This window comes from Lysinibacillus sp. 38-6 (assembly GCF_046245175.1).
Classification (GTDB): domain Bacteria; phylum Bacillota; class Bacilli; order Bacillales_A; family Planococcaceae; genus Lysinibacillus.
In genome coordinates, this window is sequence record NZ_CP176417.1 from 1668304 (window position 1) to 1693052 (window position 24749).

Sequence of the window (24749 nt, forward strand, 5' to 3'; positions counted from 1 at the left end):
TCGATGCCTTTTATTGTTTTTATTGAACGTTGTCTTGTAAATGTTGTGCTAAAAACACCGTTAAGTCTTCCATATTCTCAGGTGTAACACCATGTCCATCTGGATATTGCTTAAATGTCACCGTTGCACCAAATTGCTCGAACAGTTCCTTGCTTTCAACACCCCATTGCGACGGAATGACATAATCATAATCACCATGAGAAATAAAAGCATGCAAATGATTAACAGTACGGATTGCATATTCCTCCGTGACAAATTTGGGCGTATATCCACTTAATGCCACAATGCCTGTAATTAAATTGCCCATTACAAAAGCTAGTGACTGTGCCAGTACGGCACCTTGGCTAAATCCAAGAACAAAAACTTTGTGTGGGTCGATTTGGAATTCTTCAATCGCTTCTAATACAAAGCGTTGTAGTGCAATTAACACTTTATCAAATATAGCTCGATCCGGTTTGCCTACCTCTTGGATTGTGAAAAATGCGTAACCAGGCTTTTGCGTGATTGGCCCTCTGACACTAATAATATGACATTGCTGTTGAAATGGTTGTACTAATTGAGGTAAATCATCCTCGTTACTTCCCATTCCATGCAATAAAAAAATAGCAGGGTACTTTTTAGTCGGGTCCATATTTGTTGGTTGTGTATGTTTAAATGTGAATGGTGTATTCATGGACATAATTCCTTTCAAGTAAACTCAATTCTAGTTTATCATAATGCACAATTATCCTGCACAAATGTTGACTTTTAAAAAGGTATGTTGCTTATAAGAGAAAAAATCCACTGGGCTATCCGCGGGCATACATAGAAGCCGCAGAAGCCTTCGTGGATTTTCGTAATGAATTTTCAGAATTGTTTGGGTGCCTGGCACTTATTATGTTAACTTTGTTTTCGAAATAAGCGCGTCCGTATGATAGGCGATGTAACCGTTGATGATGCGCACTGTTTCGTGTGGATCAGCGTCAAATAGCACTTTCGATTGTGCTGGTGTCGAGACGAGCACTGTTAGTAAATCCATACGCATCGAATGCGCTGCAGAACTATAGGCATAGTCATAAATAATATCTTCTTCTGTAAGACCTTCTGTTTCATATTGTTGATGGAACAACTCTTTTGCCATATCCATGCGTTCAGCTACTTGCTGGCGAATTCGCATTTGATGCATCAGCAACTCCTCTTCAAGGACATTAGGCTTTAACCATTGTTTTTTTTCTAACATCGTCTTAAGTTCATTTTCCCAAACTTGCTCGTTATCAGTAAAATACAGCATATTCACCATCAGCATATCCCAAAAATCTGTTACAGATTGAGCTGATTGGCGTTGCATAGCAATCGTTTGATTAAAGTGCTGCTCAACTTTTGTAATATTCATATTACGTACTAAATGATGACATACATTTTCAATAAATTTATTCGCTACTTCTTGTACCATGATAAAAACCCGTCCTTATCTCAACAAATCATTTCTTCTCTATCATACCATGATTGTTCAGTAGAAAGAAATCGACAACATTTATCGTGATTATTGCTATAAGGCTGATACACCTGACTTAATCGCTGCACTGCTGACGGCTTTTGCCACAACACTTGCCACACGCTCATCCAGCGACTTTGGGATAATAAATTCTTCTGATAAATCCTCAGCGGTTACTAATGAAGCAATGGCTTCTACTGCCGCAAGCTTCATTGCTTCGTTAATATCTGTGGCACGAACATCTAGTGCGCCTCTGAAAATCCCAGGGAATGCTAGCACATTATTGACTTGATTAGGGTAATCCGAACGCCCAGTCGCCATAACACGAACGCCCCATGCGCGCGCATGATCATATGTGATTTCTGGATTTGGATTGGCTAGGGCAAAAACAATGGGATGCTCGTTCATTGATTCAATATGCGCTTTTGTTAATAAATCGGCCACTGAAACGCCAATAAACACATCACTTCCAACAAGTGCATCCTCTAATGACCCTACTAAACGTAATGGATTAGAAACTTTTGCTATTTGCTCTTTCATGCTATTCATACCTTCTGTTCGTCCACTATAAATAATACCCTTTGTATCACACATCACGATATTTTTAGAGCCTAATTGAAGTAAAATACGCAAAATGGCAATACCTGCTGCACCAGCACCATTAATAACTATTTTAATGTCTTGTAGTTTTTTGTTCACTATTTTGATAGCGTTCATTAAGCCTGCTCCAACAACAATCGCCGTACCATGCTGATCATCATGGAATACAGGAATATTACATTCCTTACGAAGTCGCTTTTCAATTTCAAAGCATCGAGGTGCAGAAATGTCTTCAAGATTAATGCCCCCAAATGTGGGCGCAATCGCCTTGACAGTCCGAACAATTTCATCAACATCTTTTGTTGCGAGGCATATCGGAAAGGCATCGACATTCGCAAAACGTTTCAGCAATATCGCTTTTCCTTCCATCACTGGTAATGCCGCTTCTGGGCCAATATCACCTAAACCTAGAACGGCTGTCCCATCCGTCACGATGCCTACTAAATTTCCTTTAATCGTGTAATCGTATACGGTTTGCGGATTTTTTTGGATTTCCATACACGGCTGCGCAACGCCAGGTGAATAAGCTAAACTTAAATCGTATGTATCCTGAACTGGCACCTTTGCAACTATCTCCATTTTCCCATGCGCTTCTTTGTGCATTGCTAAAGCTTTTTGCATAATATCCATCGTTATGTCCTCCGTCTTCTAGGTGTTTTCATTCTCTATCCTAAACATTATTAATCAGCTTTTAATTCCCGATAATATGAAAGTACATTCGTTATCATGCTATCCCCAAATGACGGTTTTAATACAAAACTAGGCTGGGCTATATCTTTTAAAATTATTCATATTCGTACAATGATGGATGATAACGCACGAATGATTTCATAGCTCCACTGACGAAAAAACAACGGCATAACAAAAAGTGCTAGATGGACGGCAGTCAATCTAACACTTTATCTTTTTTATTTTAAGGCGTTTATTGCCACTACCCAAAACAATGGAATGACTCACAATCACAACTAGACATGGATTTTCTCTAAAATGTTTTGCGCATTATGTTGTAGCTTTTGATAATTATGTTGTAAAAATGCAGGGGGCAACGGTTTGCTAAATAAAAAACCTTGTACCGTTTCACAATGACCTGCTAGTAAATAATAGAGTTGCGCTTCTTCCTCAATGCCTTCAGCCACCACCTTTAAACGGAGATGCTTGGCCATCGATAATATCATATCCACTAAAGCCTTATCAGTAGGTTCACTTTGAATTTTTTTAACAAATGAACGATCAATTTTTAAGCAATCGATTGGGAAATCTTTTAGATAGGATAATGATGAGTATCCTGTACCAAAATCATCTACAGCAATCGTTACGCCAATTGCCTTAAGTTGCTGTAAAATCATCGTCATATGATCAAAATGGATGGTCATACTTTCTGTTATTTCTAATTGTAAATATTTCGGATCTAACTCGGTTTGATCCAGTACATTTTGAATCATTTCCACTAAATTTTGTTGAAATAATTGCCCTAACGAAAGATTGACCGCTACCTTAATAGGTGGTAAACCTGCTCGCTCCCACTCTTTCACTTGCTTACAAGCGGTTTCTAACACCCATTGCCCAATAGGGATAATCATACCTGTCTCCTCGGCAATTGGGATAAAAGTGTATGGTGCAATCAATCCTTTACGAGGATGTTGCCAACGAACCAATGCCTCAACTGATAAAATATGCCCTGTCTGTAGATCAATCTGTGGCTGATATTCTAATAACAACTCATTATTTTCTAAAGCATGATGTAAATCATTTTCTAATAAAAGTTTTTCCGTAATATCGCCAGACATGGAAGTTTCGTAAAATAACGTGCGGGAAGGTACTTTACTTGCTTCATGCATGGCATAAATCGCAAGCCTTACTAGCTCATCTTCCTTATAAGCATCCGTTGGAAATAAAGAAATACCAATGTTCAAATTACCATTTAATGAAAAATGCTGAACTTGGAAAGACTCTTGCATCGCCAAGTGCAGTTGTTTACATAGTTGTATAATACGATCTTCATGATGTACTTCATCCAAAAAGACGATAAAATAATCTTCTCGTAGCATACATAACAAGCTCTTTTCAGGTAAGCATGCTTGCAGCCTTTGTGCAACGATACTAATCATTTTATCTCCATAAGAACTACCCAGTGAAGCTTTAATAGTGGAAATTCGCTCGATTTCAATCGCTAAAATTGCCTTATTGCCTTTGGATTGATAGAGATTTTTATGTAAGTATTCATTCAAAAAGCGTTCATTCGGTAAGTTCGTCACTTCATTATGATAAGCCATATAATGCATCTTCTCTCTAGACTTCTCCAAATGGTTTTGTATTTCGATTAACTCTCGAAATGGCCTTTCAATCGATGAGAAATAAATGGCTTTAAATAGAAGATAAAAAGAACTTAATTGGAAGAGATGGCCGATAAAATTTTTAATATCATATACATCGCGATAAATGGTAAAAAGAAAATCACTAATGATTAAATAACAAGCACTCCCAAGTAATAATACCGTGATTTTCGGCGCTTTATGAAAGCCTTTTAGTAATATGTACATGATGATAATATGACAAGCAATCGCCACATATTGTAATGCATTTTTTAAAGCCGTTGGGCCGACGCCATCAATGACAAGTGGCGGTAGTATAGGATTCGGTGCATAGATTAGCAACAGTAAACTAGCAATCACTAAAAAGGGTGTACTATAAATAAACCAACGATAGGTTTTTTTCCGAATACCTTTTTCTGTTACAGCAAAAATAACAAGGATTCCACATGATAATACCAATCTGCCGATCATATAAAACCATGTCGCCGCATAACTTGTACTCTGTGTAAAAAAATACGGCATCCCTTTATAAGCAAGAGTATGGGCGATTTCAATGAGGCTATATGTTAAAAATAAAGCCCCTATATAAAGCGTCTTATTGGATAAAATAAAAGGTGTTGTTAACCACGATTGTATTGCTATCGTCATAGTTACAACAATAATAAGGATTTCTATAAGCAAATGAATCGAAACATAATTACTTTTGCCAAAAATCCCGTAAAATTGTTCGCTCCAGTAAGCAACGATTAGTAACAACACGATCGAGAATAAAATGAATTGAATGCCTTGCCTCAATATAGAAAATGGTTTATTTAATTCCGACAAGCTGACCCCTACCTTTTCTAAATTCATAACGGTTCCTTTTGCCATTCATTATTTATAAATAATTTTTTACTACATATTACTAATAGATTACCATGATATACCTAAATTTCAATCAAAAGAGAAATTTGTTGCTAGTCTATCTTCAGCTGCTACACAAAATTGTCACCTATTAGCAAACTCCCTTTTAGTAAACTATTTATATATAGTGTTTACCTAGGTTTGTATAAAAAAAAGACTGAAGGCATCCCCGCAATTTTCGGGTCTATCTTCAGTCTTTAATGATTAACTGCTATTCCATTCTTTTAAGAAAATACATAACTATCCATATTATCCATTGTATTTTGAATCGCCTCTTTTAATGAGCGTTGGTGCTCCTTGCAACAAGTGATTGCTTCCTCTAAGGCAATCGCTGCATTGGCCATAAAAGGAGCCATCTGTAAATCTTTAGCTAGCTGAATAAGCACAAGAGCTTTATTCCATTTCCAGCGCGCATTTGTTGGATCTAATACAATGGCTTGTTCCAAATAGGCAAGTGCATCAAAAGGCATCCAGCCAAAACGATGCATCGTTTGCCCCGTTATCCCCCAATACAAAGCCTTATTAGGGTTTTCTTTTACTGCCTGTTTAAAGCAATGGACACTCTCATTGTAATGATGGGCAAATAAAAACAGCTCTCCCTGCGTAAAAAATGATTGCGCTTTTTCATGTGCTGTCCCTGTTTTAGCGATTTCCTCTAACGCTTGCACACGTTTTGAAAATGCCTCTTCGTCTTTTATTGCGCGTATTTCGACCACTGCATCAGATTCTGGATAACTTTCATCCCCTCGTTCCGTATACTGTGTCTCGCCTAATAGGGTTGGCTTTGGTAATGTAGCAAGTTCATACTCGTCCAATAAAGTAATATATTTTGAAGCTAAAGCCGCTTCTGGCCCTTCCACTTGTTGCAAAGCAGCCAAATAGCATTGCATTAGCTCTCCATTATAAAAATAATCATCCATTGTCATAACAAGTTCCTCCAGTTTATAACGCAGCAATTTATTTACTTACTATTATACTACCTTAAACTCTCTAGGAAACTACCTTCCTACAAAAAAAGAGACTGTCCAATTTTCCCTTTGGCCAGTCTCTGTTCAAACACTATTTTTTTAATACTTCTTTATCTAAGAAAGAACGTAAATCTTCCTCCGCTAAAGCACCAACAAAGCGAGCAGTTTCCTTGCCGTCCTCAAAACGAATGAATGTTGGCGTTGCTTCAATGTCATACTTCTGCCACAGATTTTCATATTCATAGACGTTTAATTGTGCAATATTGATACCTAGTTCATCAGCAATTGGCATTAACACAGGTGTAAATGCTTGGCAGTGTACACAAATTGGACTAAAGAAATAGGCGTTGACATCTTCCCCTGCTGCAATCTTCTTCTCTAGTTCATCAGGCAACATAATATTTTGGTAATTTTTATCATCTAATTGGTCGATTGTTTCTTGTTTTAAATCTTTGTCACCATACGGATTATTCGCACTAGCAAGTTTACTTTTGTTCGAGTAATTGGTTAGCACAATGATCGATGCAAACAATACAACAATAACCGCCCCAATAATTAGTAATTTCTTCAATTAAATTCCTCCGATTCCACTTAAAAATGCCCTACTTTTAGTGTATTTGGAATTGATTATAAAGTGTTTTTAGAACCTAGTAAACTAATTAGACTTTGCTAACAAGTTTTCTAACTATTTAAACATAATTTAGTGCATTTAAGGGAACATACTTACTATAAGCGCAAAACGAATTTGGGGTGAAATTGACTATGAAACATACTTTCCAACATGTATTTCAAATTTATAAAAGTGATATCTTGAATATTGTCTCTAACTGGGTAGTCGCTGTCATTGTAGGTGGTCTAATTTTTTTACCATCGCTATATGCTTGGCTTAATATTTATGCTTCCATGGATCCATATGCGCACACGGCCAATATGAAAATTGCCGTTGTCAATGAAGATAGCGGAACGACCATTAAAGGGGAAAACTTAAATATAGGAAAGGAACTAATGGACAATTTAAAAGAAAACAACAGCTTCTCCTGGCATTTTATCCCTAGAGAAGAAGCGCTTGATTCCTTAAAAAATGGGGACTATTTTGCGGTACTTATCGTTCCAAATGATTTTTCCCAAAAGCTATCATCCATTGTAACTGAGCTCCCTACTAAAGCTCATATTGATTATTATGTAAATGAAAAAATAAATCCGATTGCTCCTAAAATTACGAGTAAAGGTGCTGGCGTTATTACTCAACAAGTTTCGAGTGAGTTTATCTCGACTGTCAATGGTACACTTTTTTCGATGTTCAATAAAATTGGCATTGAAATCGAACATGATATTCCCGACTTTGAAAAGTTCGAACAGTATGTTTATACAATCGAACAACATTTACCTGATATTGAATCGTTTTTAGCGCAAACTGCAAAAGGTGGACAAGATGCTGAAAAATTAATAGATACGACTCTTAACGAAATTCCTGAAATAGAGAAGTTAACGAACAACGGTCTAACAACGATTCAAAGTGGTTTAAAGTTAATGAATGAGGCAGATACACTGTTCAATCAGCTTTCGCCAATTGTCAAAGAGGATTTAGCAAGTGCCCAAAAAATCGCACAGCAATTCACACAGTTGCTAGAAAAATTGCAAAATGCTGCGAGCAATACAACATCATTAGCTCAAGCAAAAGATGCGCTTTTGAAACAATTAACGTCCTTGCAAGCCAAAGTAAACAGTAGTATTGAGACGCTGGAGGCTTTACAACAACTAACACAGGCGGATGCAACGACTCGTCAACAACTAGCTAATTCCTTGCAAAATGTCATAACGTCTCTTCAAGAAAACGGTTCTAACGATGACAAGAATAAGGCCATTATTCAAAAATTGGTGGCTATCCAAGAAAAACTACAAGCGAATGCTGGCGTAGCCGATGCTGCAACGAACGCACTCGCTACATTGCAACAACTCAATGCTTTATTAGCTGATAGTACGAGTAAAATACAGCAATTACCTACTATCGATGAACAAACAATACTCAATGATATTGCAGAAGTGCAAAAAATTGCGCAAGATGCCGCTAGCAATTTACAACAGTTTCTTAGTTATTATACGGATACTCTTGAGCCACAAATTCATTCAACGCTGAGCGCTGCTAAAGATACATTAACGAATGCTTCCACTATGTTAACGAAAGTACAAAGCACGATTCCACAAGCGCAACAACGGTTAAGCAATGCCAAAAATACATTAATAACTGCGAATAAGGCTATTTCTACTTTACAGTCTGACTTCCCGACATTAAGTAAAAAAATTATCGACCTTGCAACGAAGCTTCGGACATTTGAAAACGAAGCAGATTTATCTGAAATCGTTCAGTTATTAAAAAATGATGTCGAAGCCGAACGGAATTTCTTTGAAGAGCCGGTCAAATTAGAAGAGCATCGCATGTTCCCAATTGCGAATTATGGAACAGCCATGACGCCCTTTTATACTGTACTTTCCATTTGGGTAGGTTGTTTATTACTTATCTCGCTTCTTGCGGTAAATATTCACGACAGTCAGCACTACAGTATTCGTGCCATTTATTTTGGACGATTACTGACTTTCGCAACCATCTCATTGATTCAAACACTCATTATAACAATAGGTGATGTTTTACTATTGGACGTCTCCATTCGTGCCCCATTTTATTTTATACTTTTCGGGCTAATTATTAGCTTTGTCTTTATCACAGTTGTTTACACGCTTGTTTCTGTATTCGGCAATGTTGGGAAAGCTCTAGCCATCGTGATGTTGGTCTTGCAAATTGCGGGCTCTGGTGGAACTTATCCAGTGGAATTGTTGCCGAAGTTTTTCCAAGTTATCAATCCATTTTTACCGTTTACGTATGCAATTGGCATGATGCGTGAGGCCGTCGGTGGTATTATTTGGTCAAAAATATGGCTAGACCTCACATTTTTAATTAGCTTCTGGCTAATCTTTATTCTATTCGGCTTTTTCTTCAAAAAATTACTAGGTGAAAAAATGGAACTTTTAATGAACAAAACACGAGGTTTAGATATATTTCATTGATTTCCGCCTTGCTTTGCTATAAATTTTGACATCGACAATGTTATAATGGAAATATTGTAAACAAGTAGGAGGCGTTTTTTTTGAAAAAACTTATATCCATTTTTACGTTGTTGTTACTCGTATTAAGTGCTTGCGGGGCAGAAAAAAAAGTCATGGAAGAAAATCCAAACGATACACAAACTGAAGCATCACATGATGGACATGCACATGTTTCAGGCGATATTCAGGAAGAAACAGCAAGTGCTGATGTCCTGCCTTCATTTTTAGATAGCCAATCAGAAAATATCCGCTTAGTTTATCAAATTGCAGGGCAATCGACAGATATTTTAGAATGGATGCCATGTTATTGTGGCTGTGGCGAATCCGTTGGCCATAAAAGTAATCTGAACTGCTTTATTCAAGAAAAACGTCAAGATGGGACCATTGTGTGGGACGATCATGGTACACGCTGTGGGGTTTGCTTAGAAATCGCACTACAATCAGCCAAGATGCACAAAGATGGCATGAGTCTAAAAGAAATCCGTCAATCAATTGATGAAACATACAAAAATGGCTATGCAAAACCAACACCAACGGAGATGCCAGCTTAAATCAAACGAAAAGTGTTAGATTGACCATCAATCTAACACTTTTTTTAATACAGTTGAATCGCTCGTTGGTGCTTCCTACACGCTAAAAACGCAGCGTCCTGGTCGTTTATTTACTTCACAAGTTGTAACACCGTTTTAAAATGTGGGTGATCTGCTCTTTGCAATAGTTCATATAAAATCATTTCTGTGCTCGTTGGCATAATCCCTAGTGCTTTCATTTTTTCGAGCCCTATCTCCTTATTCGCTTTTGTACGAGAAGATACGGCATCCACAACTACTTCCACTTCAAATCCTTGTTCCTTTAGTTGTCGTGCGGTTTGATAAACACAAATATGTGTTTCAATACCTGTCACTATAAACTGGGTACGCCCACTTGCTTTCATGGCCTCCATAAAAGCCTCTTCTTGACATGCACTAAAAGCCATTTTAGCAATGGGATCTCCCTGAAGATGTTGGGCAATTTCGAGCGCAGTGCCACCTAAGCGACTTGGATTTTGCTCTAGCCATAGGACGGGAACATCTAGTACTTGCATGGCTTGAGCAAGCTTAGACACATTTTGCATAACCGTTTCACTATCATCTACAATTGTCGCTAATTTCCCTTGCACATCCACGACAATCAAACTTGCTTGTTCTATTGAAAACATACATACACCCCTTTTCATTACTTTGTATTAAGTATACCGAATTTTCTTCGCGAATATATGAATTGTGTGCAAATTGTGTGCGTGCCTGGCACTAAAATGCTCACTTTCATCCTACATAAATAAAAAATTGAGAATTTTGTTTTTTCTCTTGAAAATTGCGTTATAATCCAGTAAAGTGCTTTTATTAAACAAAACAAGGAGTGTACCACTTTGACACAACGAGCATTCAATTTTAACGCAGGTCCTTCTGCACTACCGCTAGAAGTTTTAGAAAACGCTCAACAGCAATTAGTTAACTTCCGTAATTCAGGTATGTCTATTATGGAAATGAGCCACCGTAGTGCAATTTTCGATGAAATACATAATGAAGCAATTGCTCTATTAAAAAAACTTTATGCGATTCCTGAAAACTATGAGGTCCTTTTCCTACAAGGTGGGGCAAGCCTTCAATTTACAATGGTGCCAATGAACTTCCTGCAAGCAAATCAAAAAGCAAGCTATGTATTATCTGGTTCATGGGCTGAAAAAGCATTTAAAGAAGCGAAATTATTCGGTACTCCTGTTGAAGCAGCTAGCACAAAAGACAATAAATATCGCAATATCCCAGCATTATCAGATATTCAATTTAATGAAGATGATGCCTATGTGCATATCACATCTAATAACACAATTTACGGTACACAGTGGAAAGAATTCCCTGAAACTGGAAATGTGCCATTAGTAGCGGATATGTCAAGTGACATCTTATCTAAACCACTAGATATCAGTAAATTTGGCATTATCTATGCTGGTGCGCAAAAAAACCTTGGTCCTTCTGGCGTAACAGTCGTGATTATTCGCAAAGACTTACTAGAAAAAGCAAATAAAGAAATCCCAACAATGCTAAAATATACAACACATGCGGATGGAAATTCATTATATAATACCCCTCCGACATTCGGTATTTATATGTTAGGTGAAGTATTAAAATGGGTGGAAGCGAAAGGCGGCATCGAAGCTATTGCTAAACTTAATGAAGCAAAAGCACAAGTAATTTACGATGCAATCGATCATAGTAATGGCTTTTACACAGGGCATGCAACACCAGAAAGTCGTTCATTAATGAACATCACGTTCCGTGTTGCTGATGAGGAGCTTGAAAAGCAATTCCTAGCTGAAGCGAAAGCAGCAGGATTCGTTGGTTTAAATGGCCACCGCTCAGTAGGGGGTTGTCGTGCATCAACATATAATGCTGTACCATTAGAAACGTGTGAAGCACTTCGCGACTTTATGGTAGCATTCCAACAAAAACACCAATAATATTAGCACGACGAATGATAGTTTTCACAAACTACATTCGTCGTTTTTTTGCATCAACCGCTTACTTGCTCCCCCTCCTATCTTTATGTTAAAAACCTATTTATAACCCCTAATGATAGACTTCTATCCCCCTGACAACTTGATTAGCACAAACATCCACTTACAAAATAACCAGAAAAAAATAGTTTTTTTCTTTGATTATCGGACATATTACCAGCCTCTGCTCTTTTAAAAAACATAGATTATTAGTGTAAGGCAATAGCTTTACATTATTTAAAGAGAAAGGAGGTAATTTGAATGGAAGATAGACGATATGTTACACACATGAACTGGGCACCTTGTAAATGTCAAAAAAGTTGCAAATGTAACGAAAGAAAAGAGCATGAGTGCAAAGAGGAAAAAAGCCACAAAGCAATGAACCACTGTAGAAGCTGTATCTGTGAGCAATTAAGATGTTTAGAAATTGGCACTGTAGTTGATGTTTTCTTATCCGGCGGTCTTAGTTTCCTTGGTTTAACTTTTGTGAGCTTTAATGCTCGAAATTGTTGTGCTTATTTCTTAGAAGCAGGTTCAACAACACCACTTATTATTGACTGTAAAAAAATAGATGCTATCCGTATTGTAAGAAGAGCTTAGTAGTCTTCTTATGCCCTTTCCTTCTAACATTACTCCTTCATATACAGGAAAACCCTGTCAAATATTAATTTGACAGGGTTTCATGTTTACATTCTGGACATTTACCATATATTTCGAATTTATGATTTTCGATTTCATAATCGGGCAGCTTTTCGCCAAGCATTTCCATCGGACAGAGATTTAGCTCTTTCACATTGCCACAATCCATACAAATGAAATGATGGTGATGATGCTCGGACTCACAATGCATGCGAAAATTGCGTTCGCCTGATAACTCTGTTTCTTCTAATATGCCAAGTTTGACGAACGTTGAAAGATTGCGATAAATCGTATCGAAGCTCATACCTGGAAAATCTTTTTTCAGCACATCTAATAAATCTCGAGCGGTTAAATATTTATCCGTCTCTGCAAACATATTTAAAATTAACTCACGTTTATCTGTTTTTTTATAGCCGTTTTCTTTTAAAATTTCCCACGCTCTTGAAATATTCACTGTGCTGCCTCCCCTTGTTTTGCTGATAGTTTTAACATCGTTTTCTTACCGATAATGACAAGTAATAAGATAAGAATAGACGTAACGACAATTGTCCCACCTGGTGCTAAATCTAAATAAAAGGCACTGATTAAGCCAATGAACACAGCGACTTCTCCAAAAACGATCGCATAGATGATTGTTTGCTTAAAGCCTTTTGCCAGACGCATTGCTGCAGCAACCGGCAATGTCATTAAAGATGAAACAAGTAAAATACCTACGATGCGCATACTCGCAGCAATAACGAGCGCTGTCACAATCATAAATAATAGATGAACCCATCTTGCTGGTAATCCACTTGCTTTCGCATATTCCTCATCAAAAGATAACACAAATAATTCTTTAAAGAAGAAAAATAAAAAGACAATGACGACGATTGCGATACCGACAACCACCCATAAGTCTTGTCTCGATACAGCCGACACGGAGCCAAATAAATAACTCATTAAATCCGTGCTAAAACCACTCGCTAGCGAAATAAAAATCGCGCTAATACCAATTCCCCCGGACATAATAATTGGGATGGCAAGCTCTTCATAGTGCTTATACAAGCGACGTAAACGTTCTATTAAAATAGAGCCACTCACAGAGGCTAAAATACCAAGGTATATTGGGTTGAGCAGAGCAAATGCAGCGAAAGACTGACTTACATACAAACTACCAGCTATACCCGCAAGTGTCACATGGGATAAAGCATCCGCTATTAGTGAAAGCCTGCGAACAACTATAAAAACACCTAGCAACGGTGCGATGATGCCAATTAATAAGCCAGAGAAAAAGGCATTTTGTAAAAACTCATAGTGAAAAATTGCTTCAATCATTGTGCCTTCTCCTTCTAGTGAATCTTTCTCACGGAATGGCCGTACCAAGCGTCAAGCGCATCCTGAGAAATAGAATCAAATTCGTCTTTGTAGCCATGGAAATGAATCGTTTGGTTGAGGCAAGCAACATGGCTAATGCGGTTTGACACCGTATCAACATCATGTGTAACAAGAATCATCGTAATTCCTTGTTCCCTATTCAAATTCGCCAGCATATCATAAAAGGACTGCACATTCTCGTGATCGATGCCGACTGTTGGTTCATCTAGAATAAGCAATTTTGGCTCGCTAACTAAAGCACGGGCAATAAACACGCGTTGTTGTTGTCCACCAGACAGCTCACCAATATTGCGATTCATAAAGGCATCCATGCCTACCGCCTTTAATGCCTCATAGACTTTAGTTTTGGCATCCTTCGTAGGTCGATGAAAGAGCCCTAATTTCTTTGTTAATCCACTGATGACTACTTCTTGTACAGTTGCAGGAAAACCAGAATTGAAGGCATTGGATTTTTGAGAAACGTAGCCTATCCATTCACGATGTTTAAACGTTGCACTTGGCTCTCCAAACAGCTTAATGTCACCAGACATCGGTTTTAATAACCCTAAAATAATTTTTAATAACGTTGATTTCCCTGAGCCGTTAGGACCTAGGAGCGCTAAAAAATCTCCTTCTTCCACACGAAAAGAGATATTTTTCAATACTTGTGTATAGTCATATTGAAATGACACATTGTCAATGTCAATTAATGCTTGTTTCATGCATGATCGCTTCTTTCTAATTCAAAATCATTACGATTTACAAGTTGTAAGTATAAATGAAAGTTTAGTATTTGTAAAGAAAACAAAACTTATAAGGAGGGATTGGTTGTGAGTATTCAATTTTTGCAGCAATTGTCTCAAAGCAGTGATAAAGAAGTAGTTGCCATTGCCCGTGCCGAAGGTTTTGACATTAGCACTTCTGAAGTAAAAAAGCTTCGCCCTTACCTTGAGCAATTCTCTTTTTCTTGGCTCTTTCTAGGTATTCCAAAAGATGTTTTAAGTGAAGTGGAAGCCGTACTCGGCCGAAAACGCTCTCGCCAGCTTATCGCACTATTTACTAAATAATATAGGAAGCCCGAAAGTCAGTAGTTGACTTTCGGGCTTTTTCCCTTCTCTATGTGGGAGTTTATTCAAAAAATTTAAAGTTCAATCTCACAAAACTCACCTAAGAAAATCTTTTTCCTTTGCGAAACAAAATATTGATTTTTAATATTGGGAATTTTATAATTATGGATAAGAAAAGAAATAATCTCTTAGTTACAATGTTGTCGATGCCATTGGTTTATTTCCCATTTTAAAATACAAAACAAGGAGTTGGATTTTAAATGAAGAAAAGACTAGCCACAACAGTTTGTGCTTTAGGATTATTGCTTAGTGCAGGTGTAGCAAGTGCAGGGACAAGTCCTATCAGCTATGCTAAAAAACTGCCTCCTTTTTCTATTAATATTAATTTAGCAACAGGAACAAAAGATACGAATAGTCAATCAAAGGTGGAAAACTCTATCGTTGGTAGTACTTACACTGCAAATATGTGGATTGTGGATTCCAGTGGGAAGAAAGTTTCTCCAACAGCTACAAGGGTAGGTGACAATGATACACGTTTCTTTACGGTAGATGAAAGCGCCGTTGGTAAAAGAGTAACGCTTGTCGCAGAAAATAGCGCTTTTACACACGTAAATGTAGACATTGCAGGTAGATTTTATCCAGATATTTAAAATAATAATAAATAGTAGATTGATAATAGTTCTACTAAAGTAATTTATTCACTTTGCAAAATTTGTAAAAATAAGTAACTAAGAGTACTCTATCTCTTTTCTATAAAACCCATTGAAAAAATTATATTATAGTTTGTCTAGGATAGGGTTGTCTATCTTAGGACAACCCTTTCTTTATTTTAGAAAGGGGGATAGCAATGCTACTTGAATATAAAAAACTATTTAATAATAAAAACTTTTATCTTAGTATTTGTACTTTAGTATTGCTTGTTGTCATTGCTGTATGGATAGGGGTTAAAGAGCATAATGAAGAATATTTATTATCAGAGACAATTTATAATCAACACTATGAAAAACCTATTGTTGATGATGTGCTCAATTTCGTCTCTCCGCATAAACAATGGCTCGGTTTTACTAATAATTTCCCATCTGATTTGTATTATTTTATTTTTCCATTGTTGATTTCAATTGCACTCGTGGATTCCATTTATCGCGAAAGAAAAAGCGGCTATCAACATTTTATTTTTATGCGTATGGATAGACGAAAATATTACATTGCAAAGTTTGCTACTACTTTTCTAACTGCCTTTTTTATGTTCATACTGCCACTATGTCTTGGTGTAGTGCTCGTTAATCTATTTACGAATCATTGGGACTATACAGCCTATGCCAATATTTATAAAGGGTTTGTAGCAGGGACTTTGGCAATACCAGATAATGCTCTAAGTGTTTTTAAAGGTGATATTCAACCTCTTTTTTCGGATTTACTAAGCTTCTCTCCATATGTATATGTTGCTGTATTTTATATTATCGGAGGATTGTTTGCTAGTGCGTATGTTTGTATGGGACTAGCCCTATCTATGTTTATTAAAAATTATTATTTATTAATTTTTATGCCGCAAATTATTTATACTAGCCTTTGGTTTTTAGCTGCCAATCACCCAAAATGGGCTCCATTTTACTTTTTAGCCCCGGACGGTATACATGGAGACAACTCCATTTCCATTATAGTTATCGAATTTCTGTTGCAAATTTTCATTACATTTGCCATTTACTTAATTGGGATGAAGAAAAATGAAGATGTATTATAAGTACTGCGCCTATTGTCTACAAGATATTCGCTTAAAAAGGAAGCTTTTTTGGATTGTTGCCATTTTTATAATAATGTTACAGTTGATTGCAGTATTCCCAATCACGTCAGTTATAACCACATGGCATACGCTGAAAGACTTTATATTAGCCTCTCGTTATGAAAATTACTATACCCTATTATTTTTAATATTATTAGCGCCTTTTTCATCTAAAGACAATGATTGGCTATTGCTTAGAAGATATCGTCACCGACAGCAATTCGCTTCGTATAAAGTTTGCTTCGTTTTTTTCGTGACTGCCTTTTTTACAGCGATTGTTTTCGGAAGTAGTATGTTGAGCACATCGCTAGCGAAGTGGCTTTTTTCACCTTATATCACAAATTACAGTGCCCTATTATTATATGTGCCTGACCCTAAAGAACATGGTTCATTGCTTTACTTTATGTATATGTTTTATTTTGTTACGGTTATTTGTGGTTTGCTATACATAGTGATCCAACAGCTACTCAAAAATAATTTTATTAGTGCGATTTTAGTCATGGTTCTTTTTATGGTTGATAAAATCACCATACACATTGTACCTATTTTGTTTTACAAAAGTGAATTTACGTCACCTATTAGTACATTCTTTATATTAGTTGCCGTTATGATATTGTTAATCAATGCCATTCATTATTTAGTCAATAAACTAGACTTTTACGTGCGAGATGATGATTCATGACAACATTTTCATTAGAGTGGAAACTACTGCGAGAAGATGCTCTTAAAATTAGTTGTATTTGTATTGTCTATCCATTGTTAACTACTTTATTGCTACTCTATATGACATCACTTTTTGATGGCATGACATTACGCCAAGCATTTACTGCCCTTTTAGGACAAGTGGAGGAACTTACTTGGATGTACTGGACTTTGCTATGGTTTGGTTATGTGCTTTTAATTCAAATTATTTGCAAGCCTCGCACCACTTCTTTTTCATACAATATGCTTTTACGCTATCCCAAAAAAAGCTGGTTTTGGTTGAATCGGCTGCTAATCCTACTTATATTCACTGCGTGCTATGTCGCCATCACTTATATTATGAGCTTTTTGCTTTTTTTAAAAGCTCACGTGACACTTCAATTTGATATTTTGATTATGCTACAGGCATTGATGCTGTGCATTAATATGTACTGTCATGCATTGCTATGGAAAATAATCGAATTATTGTTTTCAGGTAAAATTGCGTCTGTGCTACTAATCGTTCTATTTTTTGCGGGTATTAAGCATTCCGCTCCTTATATTCCTTTCTATTATGGGCTAATGGGAAATTTCGGGGCAAACATGTCCCCTGTCATTTTAATTATTGAAGGGCTATTTATTTGTCTTATGTGTTTACTCATTGTTCGAATCGGTTTAAAAAATGATTACTATTAGGGAGGGCGCGCTATGTCCATAGAAGTATCAAACGTTTCCAAAGTGATTAAAAAACGCACGGTGCTACAAAATATTAATTTCCAGCTAGAGCGAGGGAAAATTTATGGCTTTGTCGGTCATAACGGTTCAGGGAAATCGATGTTATTTCGCGTTATTTGTGGCTTAGTAAAACCGAGTGTCGGAACCGTCAAATTATTCGGGGATGTGTTACATCAAGATATTTCATTTCCGAAAAGTGCAAGTGTTATCCTTGAAAAACCAGGATTTTTAGAGCATTATTCAGGGTTTTCCAACTTAAGTTTTTTAGCATCAATACGTAAGCAAATTACTGATCAAGAGATAAAAGCTGCGATAGCAAAAGTAGGTTTAGATCCCGAAGATAAACGCCCTGTTAAAGCATATTCTCTTGGGATGAAGCAAAAACTAGCCATCGCGCAAAGCATTATGGAAGCACCCGAATTAATTTTACTAGATGAGCCAATGAATGCTTTAGACGAAGAATCTGTACAAAATGTTTATAACATTATTAACACCGAAAAACAGCGAGGTGCAACTATTTTGTTAACATCTCATAATAAAATTGATATTGAATCTTTATGTGATCAAGTATACAGGTTACGTGAAGGCGTGTTAATTGATTCCCCTTGAGCCATCTTCTAAACAACTATAAAACCTCCACGTTGACAATGCTCAAAATGGAGGTTTTTATATATTTACTCTTCCCAAAACAAGTCATCTAATGTTTTATTTAACGTTTTACAAATCGCAATACATAAATTTAACGTTGGGTTATATTTCCCCACTTCAATTAAACCAATTGTTTGTCGAGTAACCCCTACTTTTTGCGCTAAATCTTCTTGTGACAAATCATGTTCTATTCGAGCCATTTTTAAACGGATATTTTTCATGCTTATCACCACTCGTTAATCTTCTAAATTTTTTTGTACAACTTGATCACTCTTCTTTTTGGCAGCCTTATAAGTTAAACCCATAACCCCAGCAAAAAGTGGCACATAAATAATGAGCGATACTAAAAATACAACGACGAAATATTCGATCGCTTGCTGTTTACTATCAGCATAGTTGAATGCACTGTTAAGACCGAAAATAATAGCAAATAACAAGCCAATCACTATGCCATAAATAATATTTTTCGTACTTAATTTTACTTTACTGTTACTATCGTGAACCTCTATTTCATCAGTTAATATGCCAAGATAAGCCTTTCTCACATTATAATAAGCAGATGATACTAGGATAATCAACCATTCTGTTAATACGTTGTCCAAGGACACACCCAATTGAAAGAATTTAATTAAGATTGATATTGAACAGACAATCATAATCAATATATAAACTTCTTTGTATATTTTATTTTGCAAATTTTTTACACGTTCATCTACTTGCTTCTTTTGTCTCGCAGCCATAATTTGCCTCCATTCGTTTTATTACTTTTATTATATGTAACGATATTGCTTTTTGCAACATATAAATTGCACTATGTTATTTATAATTTACAAAATGCAAAGTGAGATGCTTTAAAGATATGAAAAAGGCACATTTTCTCGTGGAAAATGTGCCTTTTTCATTGATGCCATTCAAATATAAACAGCTGTTGTCTTTTATCTGATACGCTACTCCTTATCGGTAAACTCCAGCGCTAACCCTTACCTGCGTTTATAGCTTTCCTGCTTTTATCCATAACCAAATGCGGTAACTATCAAATACCGACACGATGAAAAGTACAATCATCAAGATCACGTATATCGATAATCTATTTATCTCTTGTAAGTCTTCACCATTAACCACTACCCAAATGGCTAAGCCACAAAGCATCATATAACAAAACAGATTAGGAATAATTCTTACGATTCTTAGCCTTTTGTTTTTCAAAATTATTCCCCCTTCAAAATTTTGTAATGGTTACTTAAAACTATTTTCATATATATCAAGAAACTTCGAAATCTCAATACCTTGTTGGCTAACATGTTTATCTTTCACTGTTATTTGCCAGCCGAATTTTTTATAATCATTTATATTGCTATTACTAATTGGCTCCAAATCAAATTCCATCGCAATCGCGCGAAGTCCTTCCTGATAATCAATTTGAGCTTGTTCTAAAGCTTTATCAGTATTTTTAAAAATGGGCATGCCATCCGTATTTGCTCCAATTTCATAAGCTTCATTTTCACCAAAATCAATATTCAATTTACTAATCTCATAGTTATCAACTACTGTCGCTGAAGAATGGTTACAAGATAGCAAAAAGAAAACTGGAAATATCAGTAATAATATTTTTCGCATTTTCCCTCCATCATTACGTATGTATTTTAAATATTGTGCTCTCTTCATATAAAAAAATCACACTATTTAAAGGACTTTTGAGTTTTTAAAAAAGAGAAACATAAAAAATGTTTCTCTGATTCCATTATTTCTCCCAAAGCTCAATACGTCTGCCCTCAGGATCTTCAATCCAAATAAACTTGCCAAATTCACTCACTTCTTTTTCCTTTACAAGCGGAACACCCATTTTTTCTAGATGTTTCATGCAGTCCTCTATATTTTCTACTTGAAAGTTTAGCATCACTTGTTGTGCTAGTGGAAAATAGCCGTCATCTTGAGAAAAGAGTGAAAAAATCGTTTCGTTCCCTTCTTGCGGCGTAATAATGGTACCATTCCACTCGTTAATATCCATATTGAGCACTTCACTGTACCATTTTTTGATGTCCTCTATATTTCTGGTTCTCCAAAAGATCCCGCCAAAGCCCTTTATATTCATAAAAGTCACCTTCCTATTTTCGTTACTCATTTAAATTCTCGTTTTATAATTGATTTCCTTCTTAACGATTAAGCAATCAGCTTCGCAAACCAGGCGACATAATGTGCTCCAGGTATAAATAACACTTGCGCTAAAATGGTGCCCAAAAATCTTGATGTCATCATCATCACAGACGCTCTTTTTAAATCTACATAGCTACCGCGCTTATTGATGACATCATCAGCCAGTATGGATATTTTAGGGTCAATGAAAATAATTAACAGAATTGTCGCCACTCCATTGATTAATCCAGAAGCCATAGCAGCTGTAGTTCCTAATTCCGGTACTAATAATCCAGCATAAATAGCTGATAAAACCCCAATCGTATAAATCGCTGTAATAACAATATTAATAATAAATAATTTGACTGGAATATCCTTTAACCCAATGCCCTTTAAATAACTAAAGCTAGGTTTACGAATATGCTTAATGCCACGTCTAACATATTCAAACGTCAATCCTTTTTTCAATAAAGCAGGGATCGAACCTCTTTCCTCAGCTAAATGAATAATCCCGCGGGAAAAGATGGCTACGAATGTTGGCAGTAATACTATCCCCAAAAGGGTACCGATTGATGCCGCTCCAATTATAAAGCGAAACTGATTTTCTACATAGGCTAATGCATTGTCAGCAGGTGCTGTATCGACCAAACTCCCTGTAAACGGTTGTTGCATCATATTTGCTAGCCTCGAAACCATGACCATGACATTAAAAAGAGATAAAGCAGATGCTAGTAATTTTACCCTTGCTCCCGATAAGCGCACTGCATACGCAAGTGTCTCGATTGAATGTATGATTAAAATAAATAAAGCAATCATGATTAATTTGTCTGTTATGATATCCATTCTCTATACCTACTTTTATCTTTCCCATTATTTCACATGTAGACGTTTCAATTTGTCATATAGTTGCGAAATGATTAAAATATCCGCGTTATTATAAAAAAACGTAGCCAAACACAAATTTCTTTGCATTTGACTACGCTTCTCTTATTCTCCTCGTAGGGCATCAATTAGCTCAGGCTTAAATTCACCACTACGTAACATGTCAATTTCATATTGATAAGGTGCTGTTTTTGATTTAGCATCACTATTTAAAGCAACAAAAGGTGTTTCTAAAATTTTAGGCACATCCATTAATTGAGGATGATGCACGATGTATTTTAACGCATCAAATCCAATATGACCGAAACCGATATTTTCATGGCGGTCTTTCCCTGCGCCACGAACGTTTTTGGAATCATTTATATGAAGGACTTTAATGCGATCCACACCGATTAGCTTATCGAACTCATTTAACACCCCATCGAAATCTTCGACAATATTATAGCCTGCATCATGCGTATGGCATGTATCAAAGCATACTGAAAGTCGTTCATTATGGGTTACACCATCAATAATTTTTGCAAGTTCTTCAAAAGAACGGCCACATTCTGTTCCCTTACCTGCCATTGTTTCTAATGCAATTTGCACGGGATAGTCTTGTGAAAGCACTTCATTTAAACCTTCAATAATTTTAGCAATGCCTGCATCTGCTCCTGCGCCGACATGGGCACCCGGATGTAAAACAATTTGTGTTGCTTCTAATGCAGCCGTGCGTTCAATTTCTGATTGTAAGAAATCTACACCGAGACGGAATGTTTCAGGTTTTTCTGTGTTTGCAATATTAATAATGTAAGGGGCATGTACAACAATATTCGTCATGCCATGCTCTTTCATGTGTAGTAAACCATTCATAATATTAAGATCTGCAATAGGTTTTCGACGCGTGTTTTGTGGAGCACCTGTATAAATCATAAAGGTGTTCGCACCATAAGAAAGAGCTTCTTTACTAGAGCCGAGCAGCATTTCTTTACCGCTCATTGAAACGTGTGAGCCAAGTAACATCGTTATGCCTCCTTATTTTTTGCCGCGTGCTTTAATGCGACGTTCGCGTTTTTTAATTTTTTCCATTTCCCATTTCATATTACGTTTGTAGCCTGGTTTTACTTTTTTCGGCTTACGCACTAACGATTTTGCTTTCGCATCAATCTCATTTTCGTGCTTCACGCGGTTTTTACGGGCATGGCGCTCTTTTAGTTCAGACCATTCACCATCTTTGACATCCTTTTGTACAAATGGAATACCCATTTTCTCAACGCGTGCTAATGCATCCTCGTCTGAAGGCTCAAATAAGGTAATCGCGGTTCCTTTATTGCCTGCACGAGCTGTTCGACCAACGCGGTGAATAAAGAATTCTAGGTCTTCTGGTATTTCGTAGTTAATGACATGTGAAATTCCTTGAATATCGATACCGCGCGCAGCAAGGTCTGTTGCCACGATATATTGATATTCTAAATCACGAATTTGCTTCATCATTTTTTTACGATCACGTGGCGTTAAATCACCATGAATTTGACCACAGCGAACCCCTTGCTCGTTTAAATAGCCAGCAACTTGCTCTGCTGTTTTACGTGTATTCGTAAAAATAACAGCTAAAAACGGATTAATGCCTTCAATGACATCTAGTAAACGTCTGTTACGTGATTTCGAACGTACTGGTACAAGGACAAAGTCAATCCCTTCTGCCACTGGACGTTTATCGTTCATATGAACGTGCACAGGTGCTTCCATATATTTTTTTAAGAATGGCTGTAGACGTTCTGGAATTGTTGCAGAGAATACGAACATTTCAAGCTTTTCTGGCATTTGAGAAGCAAAGCCATCAATCTCTTCGATAAAGCCCATATCGAACGCTAAGTCCGCTTCGTCCACAACTAACATTGGTGCCGTATGCACAAATAACGCTTGAGCTGAAACAAGGTCACGAATACGTCCTGGTGTACCAACAACGATTTGTGGTTGCGTTTTTAACTTATCAATGGAGCGTTGTTTGTCCGTACCCCCAATAAATAATTTCGCTTGAATGTTTGTTCCTTCTATTAATTGATTTAACGCATCAAAAATTTGTTGAGCAAGCTCTCGTGTTGGCGAAGTAATAACAGCTTGTACCTCTTGCTTGTCAACTTGAATGCGTTGCACGATTGGAATTAGGAAACTATGCGTTTTTCCTGTCCCAGTATGTGCTTGACCAATCGCACTTTTCCCTTTTAGGATAAGTGGAATAATTTCCTTTTGTATTGGTGTTGGTTCTGTGAAGCCTAGTTTTGCAATTGCGTCCTGCAAAAATGGCTGAAAATTATAATCAGTATATTTTGACATAATTCGTTCCTCCTTACATCTTTCCCATTGTACCATGATTCGGCTTTTTAGGTATGTTTCCTTACTATTAACATAAGCATTTACAATATTCTCTTGTTTTTATCATCGATGCAACGCTAACCTTTAACAAACTTACTTTAATTATGCGTTTTATGCAATGAAAAATGTAAAGTGTGAATAATGAAAAAATAGGATGGACTTTTTGGCTTTTCTATATCTTTTTTACCCAACCAAAGTTTTCCACATGGTAAAATAAAATATGTAAATACTACTTTTGAAGGAGAAACAATAATTATTTCTATTTGGGAATCAACTGCTTCCATTCAACCTAATCATATCGTATTGTCAGAGCGAACTGTCAAAGGAATCATCGCTTATCGAGATGTTTTCCCTGCAGTTATGGAGTTGATGACAAAAGGTTATTTCCCTGCGGACAAGCTTGTAACAAAGCGCATTGGACTTGATGACGTTGTCACAGAAGGCTTTGAAGCATTAATGAAAGAGAAAAATCATATTAAAATTCTAGTTAACTCACAAGGATAGAACTCCGCTTCACTCCTTTGACAAGCAGATAGAGCAGATTGTGCTAGGCACTTCTCTCTATCTGCCTTTTTAATTAACAC

General features: G+C 36.6%; 27 protein-coding genes and 1 pseudogene. 11 read left to right on the plus strand and 17 right to left on the minus strand.

Annotated elements, in window-relative coordinates; all coding sequences use genetic code 11:
* Positions 1-19: 19 nt before the first annotated feature.
* The 6 genes from ACKVEV_RS08705 to ACKVEV_RS08730 form a co-directional block, all read right to left on the minus strand.
* Positions 20-673, minus strand: coding sequence for an alpha/beta hydrolase (locus tag ACKVEV_RS08705; protein WP_409369997.1), 654 nt, complete (start codon positions 671-673; stop codon positions 20-22).
* A 201-nt stretch (positions 674-874) separates the two neighbouring features.
* Positions 875-1432 (minus strand): hypothetical protein, encoded by a 558-nt coding sequence (locus tag ACKVEV_RS08710; RefSeq protein ID WP_409369998.1) that lies wholly within the window; start codon positions 1430-1432, stop codon positions 875-877.
* A gap of 96 nt (positions 1433-1528) precedes the next feature.
* Positions 1529-2704: an NADP-dependent malic enzyme gene (locus ACKVEV_RS08715; protein WP_409369999.1), complete on the minus strand. Its 1176-nt coding sequence runs from the start codon at positions 2702-2704 to the stop codon at positions 1529-1531.
* Between the two features lie 335 nt (positions 2705-3039).
* Positions 3040-5238 carry an EAL domain-containing protein gene (locus ACKVEV_RS08720; RefSeq protein ID WP_409370000.1) on the minus strand — a complete coding sequence of 733 codons (2199 nt, stop codon included), beginning with the start codon at positions 5236-5238 and terminating at the stop codon, positions 3040-3042.
* A 275-nt stretch (positions 5239-5513) separates the two neighbouring features.
* Positions 5514-6215 carry an O-linked GlcNAc transferase gene (locus tag ACKVEV_RS08725; RefSeq protein WP_409370001.1) on the minus strand — a complete coding sequence of 234 codons (702 nt, stop codon included), beginning with the start codon at positions 6213-6215 and terminating at the stop codon, positions 5514-5516.
* A 133-nt stretch (positions 6216-6348) separates the two neighbouring features.
* On the minus strand, positions 6349-6828 hold the full coding sequence (locus ACKVEV_RS08730; RefSeq protein WP_409370002.1) for a thioredoxin family protein: 480 nt from the start codon (positions 6826-6828) through the stop codon (positions 6349-6351).
* Between the two features lie 191 nt (positions 6829-7019).
* On the opposite strand from ACKVEV_RS08730, the gene ACKVEV_RS08735 reads away from it, so the two are divergent.
* Positions 7020-9320, plus strand: coding sequence for a YhgE/Pip family protein (locus ACKVEV_RS08735; RefSeq protein WP_409370003.1), 2301 nt, complete (start codon positions 7020-7022; stop codon positions 9318-9320).
* An 80-nt stretch (positions 9321-9400) separates the two neighbouring features.
* Positions 9401-9910: a PCYCGC motif-containing (lipo)protein gene (locus tag ACKVEV_RS08740; RefSeq protein WP_409370004.1), complete on the plus strand. Its 510-nt coding sequence runs from the start codon at positions 9401-9403 to the stop codon at positions 9908-9910.
* 110 nt (positions 9911-10020) lie between these two features.
* On the opposite strand, the gene ACKVEV_RS08745 is transcribed toward ACKVEV_RS08740, so the two are convergent.
* Positions 10021-10557: a hydrolase gene (locus tag ACKVEV_RS08745; RefSeq protein ID WP_409370005.1), complete on the minus strand. Its 537-nt coding sequence runs from the start codon at positions 10555-10557 to the stop codon at positions 10021-10023.
* A 210-nt stretch (positions 10558-10767) separates the two neighbouring features.
* Between ACKVEV_RS08745 and serC the strand changes: the two genes are divergently transcribed.
* Positions 10768-11856 carry a 3-phosphoserine/phosphohydroxythreonine transaminase gene (gene serC / locus ACKVEV_RS08750; RefSeq protein WP_409370006.1) on the plus strand — a complete coding sequence of 363 codons (1089 nt, stop codon included), beginning with the start codon at positions 10768-10770 and terminating at the stop codon, positions 11854-11856.
* Positions 11857-12153: 297 nt separating this feature from the next.
* On the plus strand, positions 12154-12492 hold the full coding sequence (locus ACKVEV_RS08755) for a hypothetical protein (RefSeq protein ID WP_409370007.1): 339 nt from the start codon (positions 12154-12156) through the stop codon (positions 12490-12492).
* Positions 12493-12556: 64 nt separating this feature from the next.
* Here ACKVEV_RS08755 and ACKVEV_RS08760 read toward each other — a convergent pair whose 3' ends face one another.
* Genes ACKVEV_RS08760 through ACKVEV_RS08770 form a run of 3 tightly spaced genes read right to left on the minus strand, consistent with a single transcriptional unit; the run spans position 12557 to position 14606 of the window.
* Positions 12557-12985: a Fur family transcriptional regulator gene (locus ACKVEV_RS08760; RefSeq protein ID WP_409370008.1), complete on the minus strand. Its 429-nt coding sequence runs from the start codon at positions 12983-12985 to the stop codon at positions 12557-12559.
* Positions 12982-13845 carry a metal ABC transporter permease gene (locus tag ACKVEV_RS08765; RefSeq protein ID WP_409370009.1) on the minus strand — a complete coding sequence of 288 codons (864 nt, stop codon included), beginning with the start codon at positions 13843-13845 and terminating at the stop codon, positions 12982-12984. Before ACKVEV_RS08765 ends, ACKVEV_RS08760 begins: the two co-directional genes overlap by 4 nt.
* A gap of 14 nt (positions 13846-13859) precedes the next feature.
* Positions 13860-14606: a metal ABC transporter ATP-binding protein gene (locus ACKVEV_RS08770; RefSeq protein ID WP_409370010.1), complete on the minus strand. Its 747-nt coding sequence runs from the start codon at positions 14604-14606 to the stop codon at positions 13860-13862.
* Between the two features lie 108 nt (positions 14607-14714).
* Between ACKVEV_RS08770 and ACKVEV_RS08775 the strand changes: the two genes are divergently transcribed.
* From ACKVEV_RS08775 to ACKVEV_RS08800, 6 genes are all read left to right on the plus strand, one after another.
* Positions 14715-14951 carry an endonuclease IV gene (locus tag ACKVEV_RS08775; RefSeq protein ID WP_409370011.1) on the plus strand — a complete coding sequence of 79 codons (237 nt, stop codon included), beginning with the start codon at positions 14715-14717 and terminating at the stop codon, positions 14949-14951.
* A 260-nt stretch (positions 14952-15211) separates the two neighbouring features.
* Positions 15212-15601 (plus strand): hypothetical protein, encoded by a 390-nt coding sequence (locus ACKVEV_RS08780; protein ID WP_409370012.1) that lies wholly within the window; start codon positions 15212-15214, stop codon positions 15599-15601.
* A 197-nt stretch (positions 15602-15798) separates the two neighbouring features.
* On the plus strand, positions 15799-16692 hold the full coding sequence (locus tag ACKVEV_RS08785) for an NADH dehydrogenase FAD-containing subunit (protein ID WP_409370013.1): 894 nt from the start codon (positions 15799-15801) through the stop codon (positions 16690-16692).
* Positions 16676-17413 carry a hypothetical protein gene (locus ACKVEV_RS08790; protein ID WP_409370014.1) on the plus strand — a complete coding sequence of 246 codons (738 nt, stop codon included), beginning with the start codon at positions 16676-16678 and terminating at the stop codon, positions 17411-17413. The genes ACKVEV_RS08785 and ACKVEV_RS08790 overlap by 17 nt, the downstream gene beginning before the upstream one ends.
* Positions 17410-18108: a hypothetical protein gene (locus tag ACKVEV_RS08795; RefSeq protein ID WP_409370015.1), complete on the plus strand. Its 699-nt coding sequence runs from the start codon at positions 17410-17412 to the stop codon at positions 18106-18108. Before ACKVEV_RS08790 ends, ACKVEV_RS08795 begins: the two co-directional genes overlap by 4 nt.
* 12 nt (positions 18109-18120) lie before the next feature.
* Positions 18121-18756 (plus strand): ABC transporter ATP-binding protein, encoded by a 636-nt coding sequence (locus tag ACKVEV_RS08800; RefSeq protein ID WP_409370016.1) that lies wholly within the window; start codon positions 18121-18123, stop codon positions 18754-18756.
* A 65-nt stretch (positions 18757-18821) separates the two neighbouring features.
* On the opposite strand, the gene ACKVEV_RS08805 is transcribed toward ACKVEV_RS08800, so the two are convergent.
* From ACKVEV_RS08805 to ACKVEV_RS08835, 7 genes are all read right to left on the minus strand, one after another.
* The gene (locus tag ACKVEV_RS08805; RefSeq protein ID WP_402921461.1) at positions 18822-19016 is read right to left on the minus strand and encodes a helix-turn-helix transcriptional regulator; all 195 of its coding nucleotides are present in this window, start codon (positions 19014-19016) and stop codon (positions 18822-18824) included.
* A 15-nt stretch (positions 19017-19031) separates the two neighbouring features.
* The gene (locus ACKVEV_RS08810) at positions 19032-19535 is read right to left on the minus strand and encodes a DUF6773 family protein (protein WP_409370017.1); all 504 of its coding nucleotides are present in this window, start codon (positions 19533-19535) and stop codon (positions 19032-19034) included.
* A gap of 496 nt (positions 19536-20031) precedes the next feature.
* Positions 20032-20412 carry a hypothetical protein gene (locus ACKVEV_RS08815; protein WP_409370018.1) on the minus strand — a complete coding sequence of 127 codons (381 nt, stop codon included), beginning with the start codon at positions 20410-20412 and terminating at the stop codon, positions 20032-20034.
* Between the two features lie 124 nt (positions 20413-20536).
* Complete coding sequence (locus ACKVEV_RS08820; RefSeq protein WP_409370019.1) at positions 20537-20887, minus strand: VOC family protein; 351 nt, start codon at positions 20885-20887, stop codon at positions 20537-20539.
* Between the two features lie 68 nt (positions 20888-20955).
* Positions 20956-21771 (minus strand): lipid II flippase Amj family protein, encoded by an 816-nt coding sequence (locus ACKVEV_RS08825; protein ID WP_409370020.1) that lies wholly within the window; start codon positions 21769-21771, stop codon positions 20956-20958.
* Positions 21772-21915: 144 nt separating this feature from the next.
* Positions 21916-22812 carry a deoxyribonuclease IV gene (locus ACKVEV_RS08830; RefSeq protein WP_409370021.1) on the minus strand — a complete coding sequence of 299 codons (897 nt, stop codon included), beginning with the start codon at positions 22810-22812 and terminating at the stop codon, positions 21916-21918.
* A gap of 12 nt (positions 22813-22824) precedes the next feature.
* Positions 22825-24126 (minus strand): DEAD/DEAH box helicase, encoded by a 1302-nt coding sequence (locus ACKVEV_RS08835; protein WP_409370022.1) that lies wholly within the window; start codon positions 24124-24126, stop codon positions 22825-22827.
* A gap of 264 nt (positions 24127-24390) precedes the next feature.
* Between ACKVEV_RS08835 and ACKVEV_RS08840 the strand changes: the two are divergent.
* A pseudogene (locus ACKVEV_RS08840) lies at positions 24391-24669 on the plus strand (butanediol dehydrogenase); the annotation flags it as partial.
* Between the last annotated feature and the right edge of the window lie 80 nt (positions 24670-24749).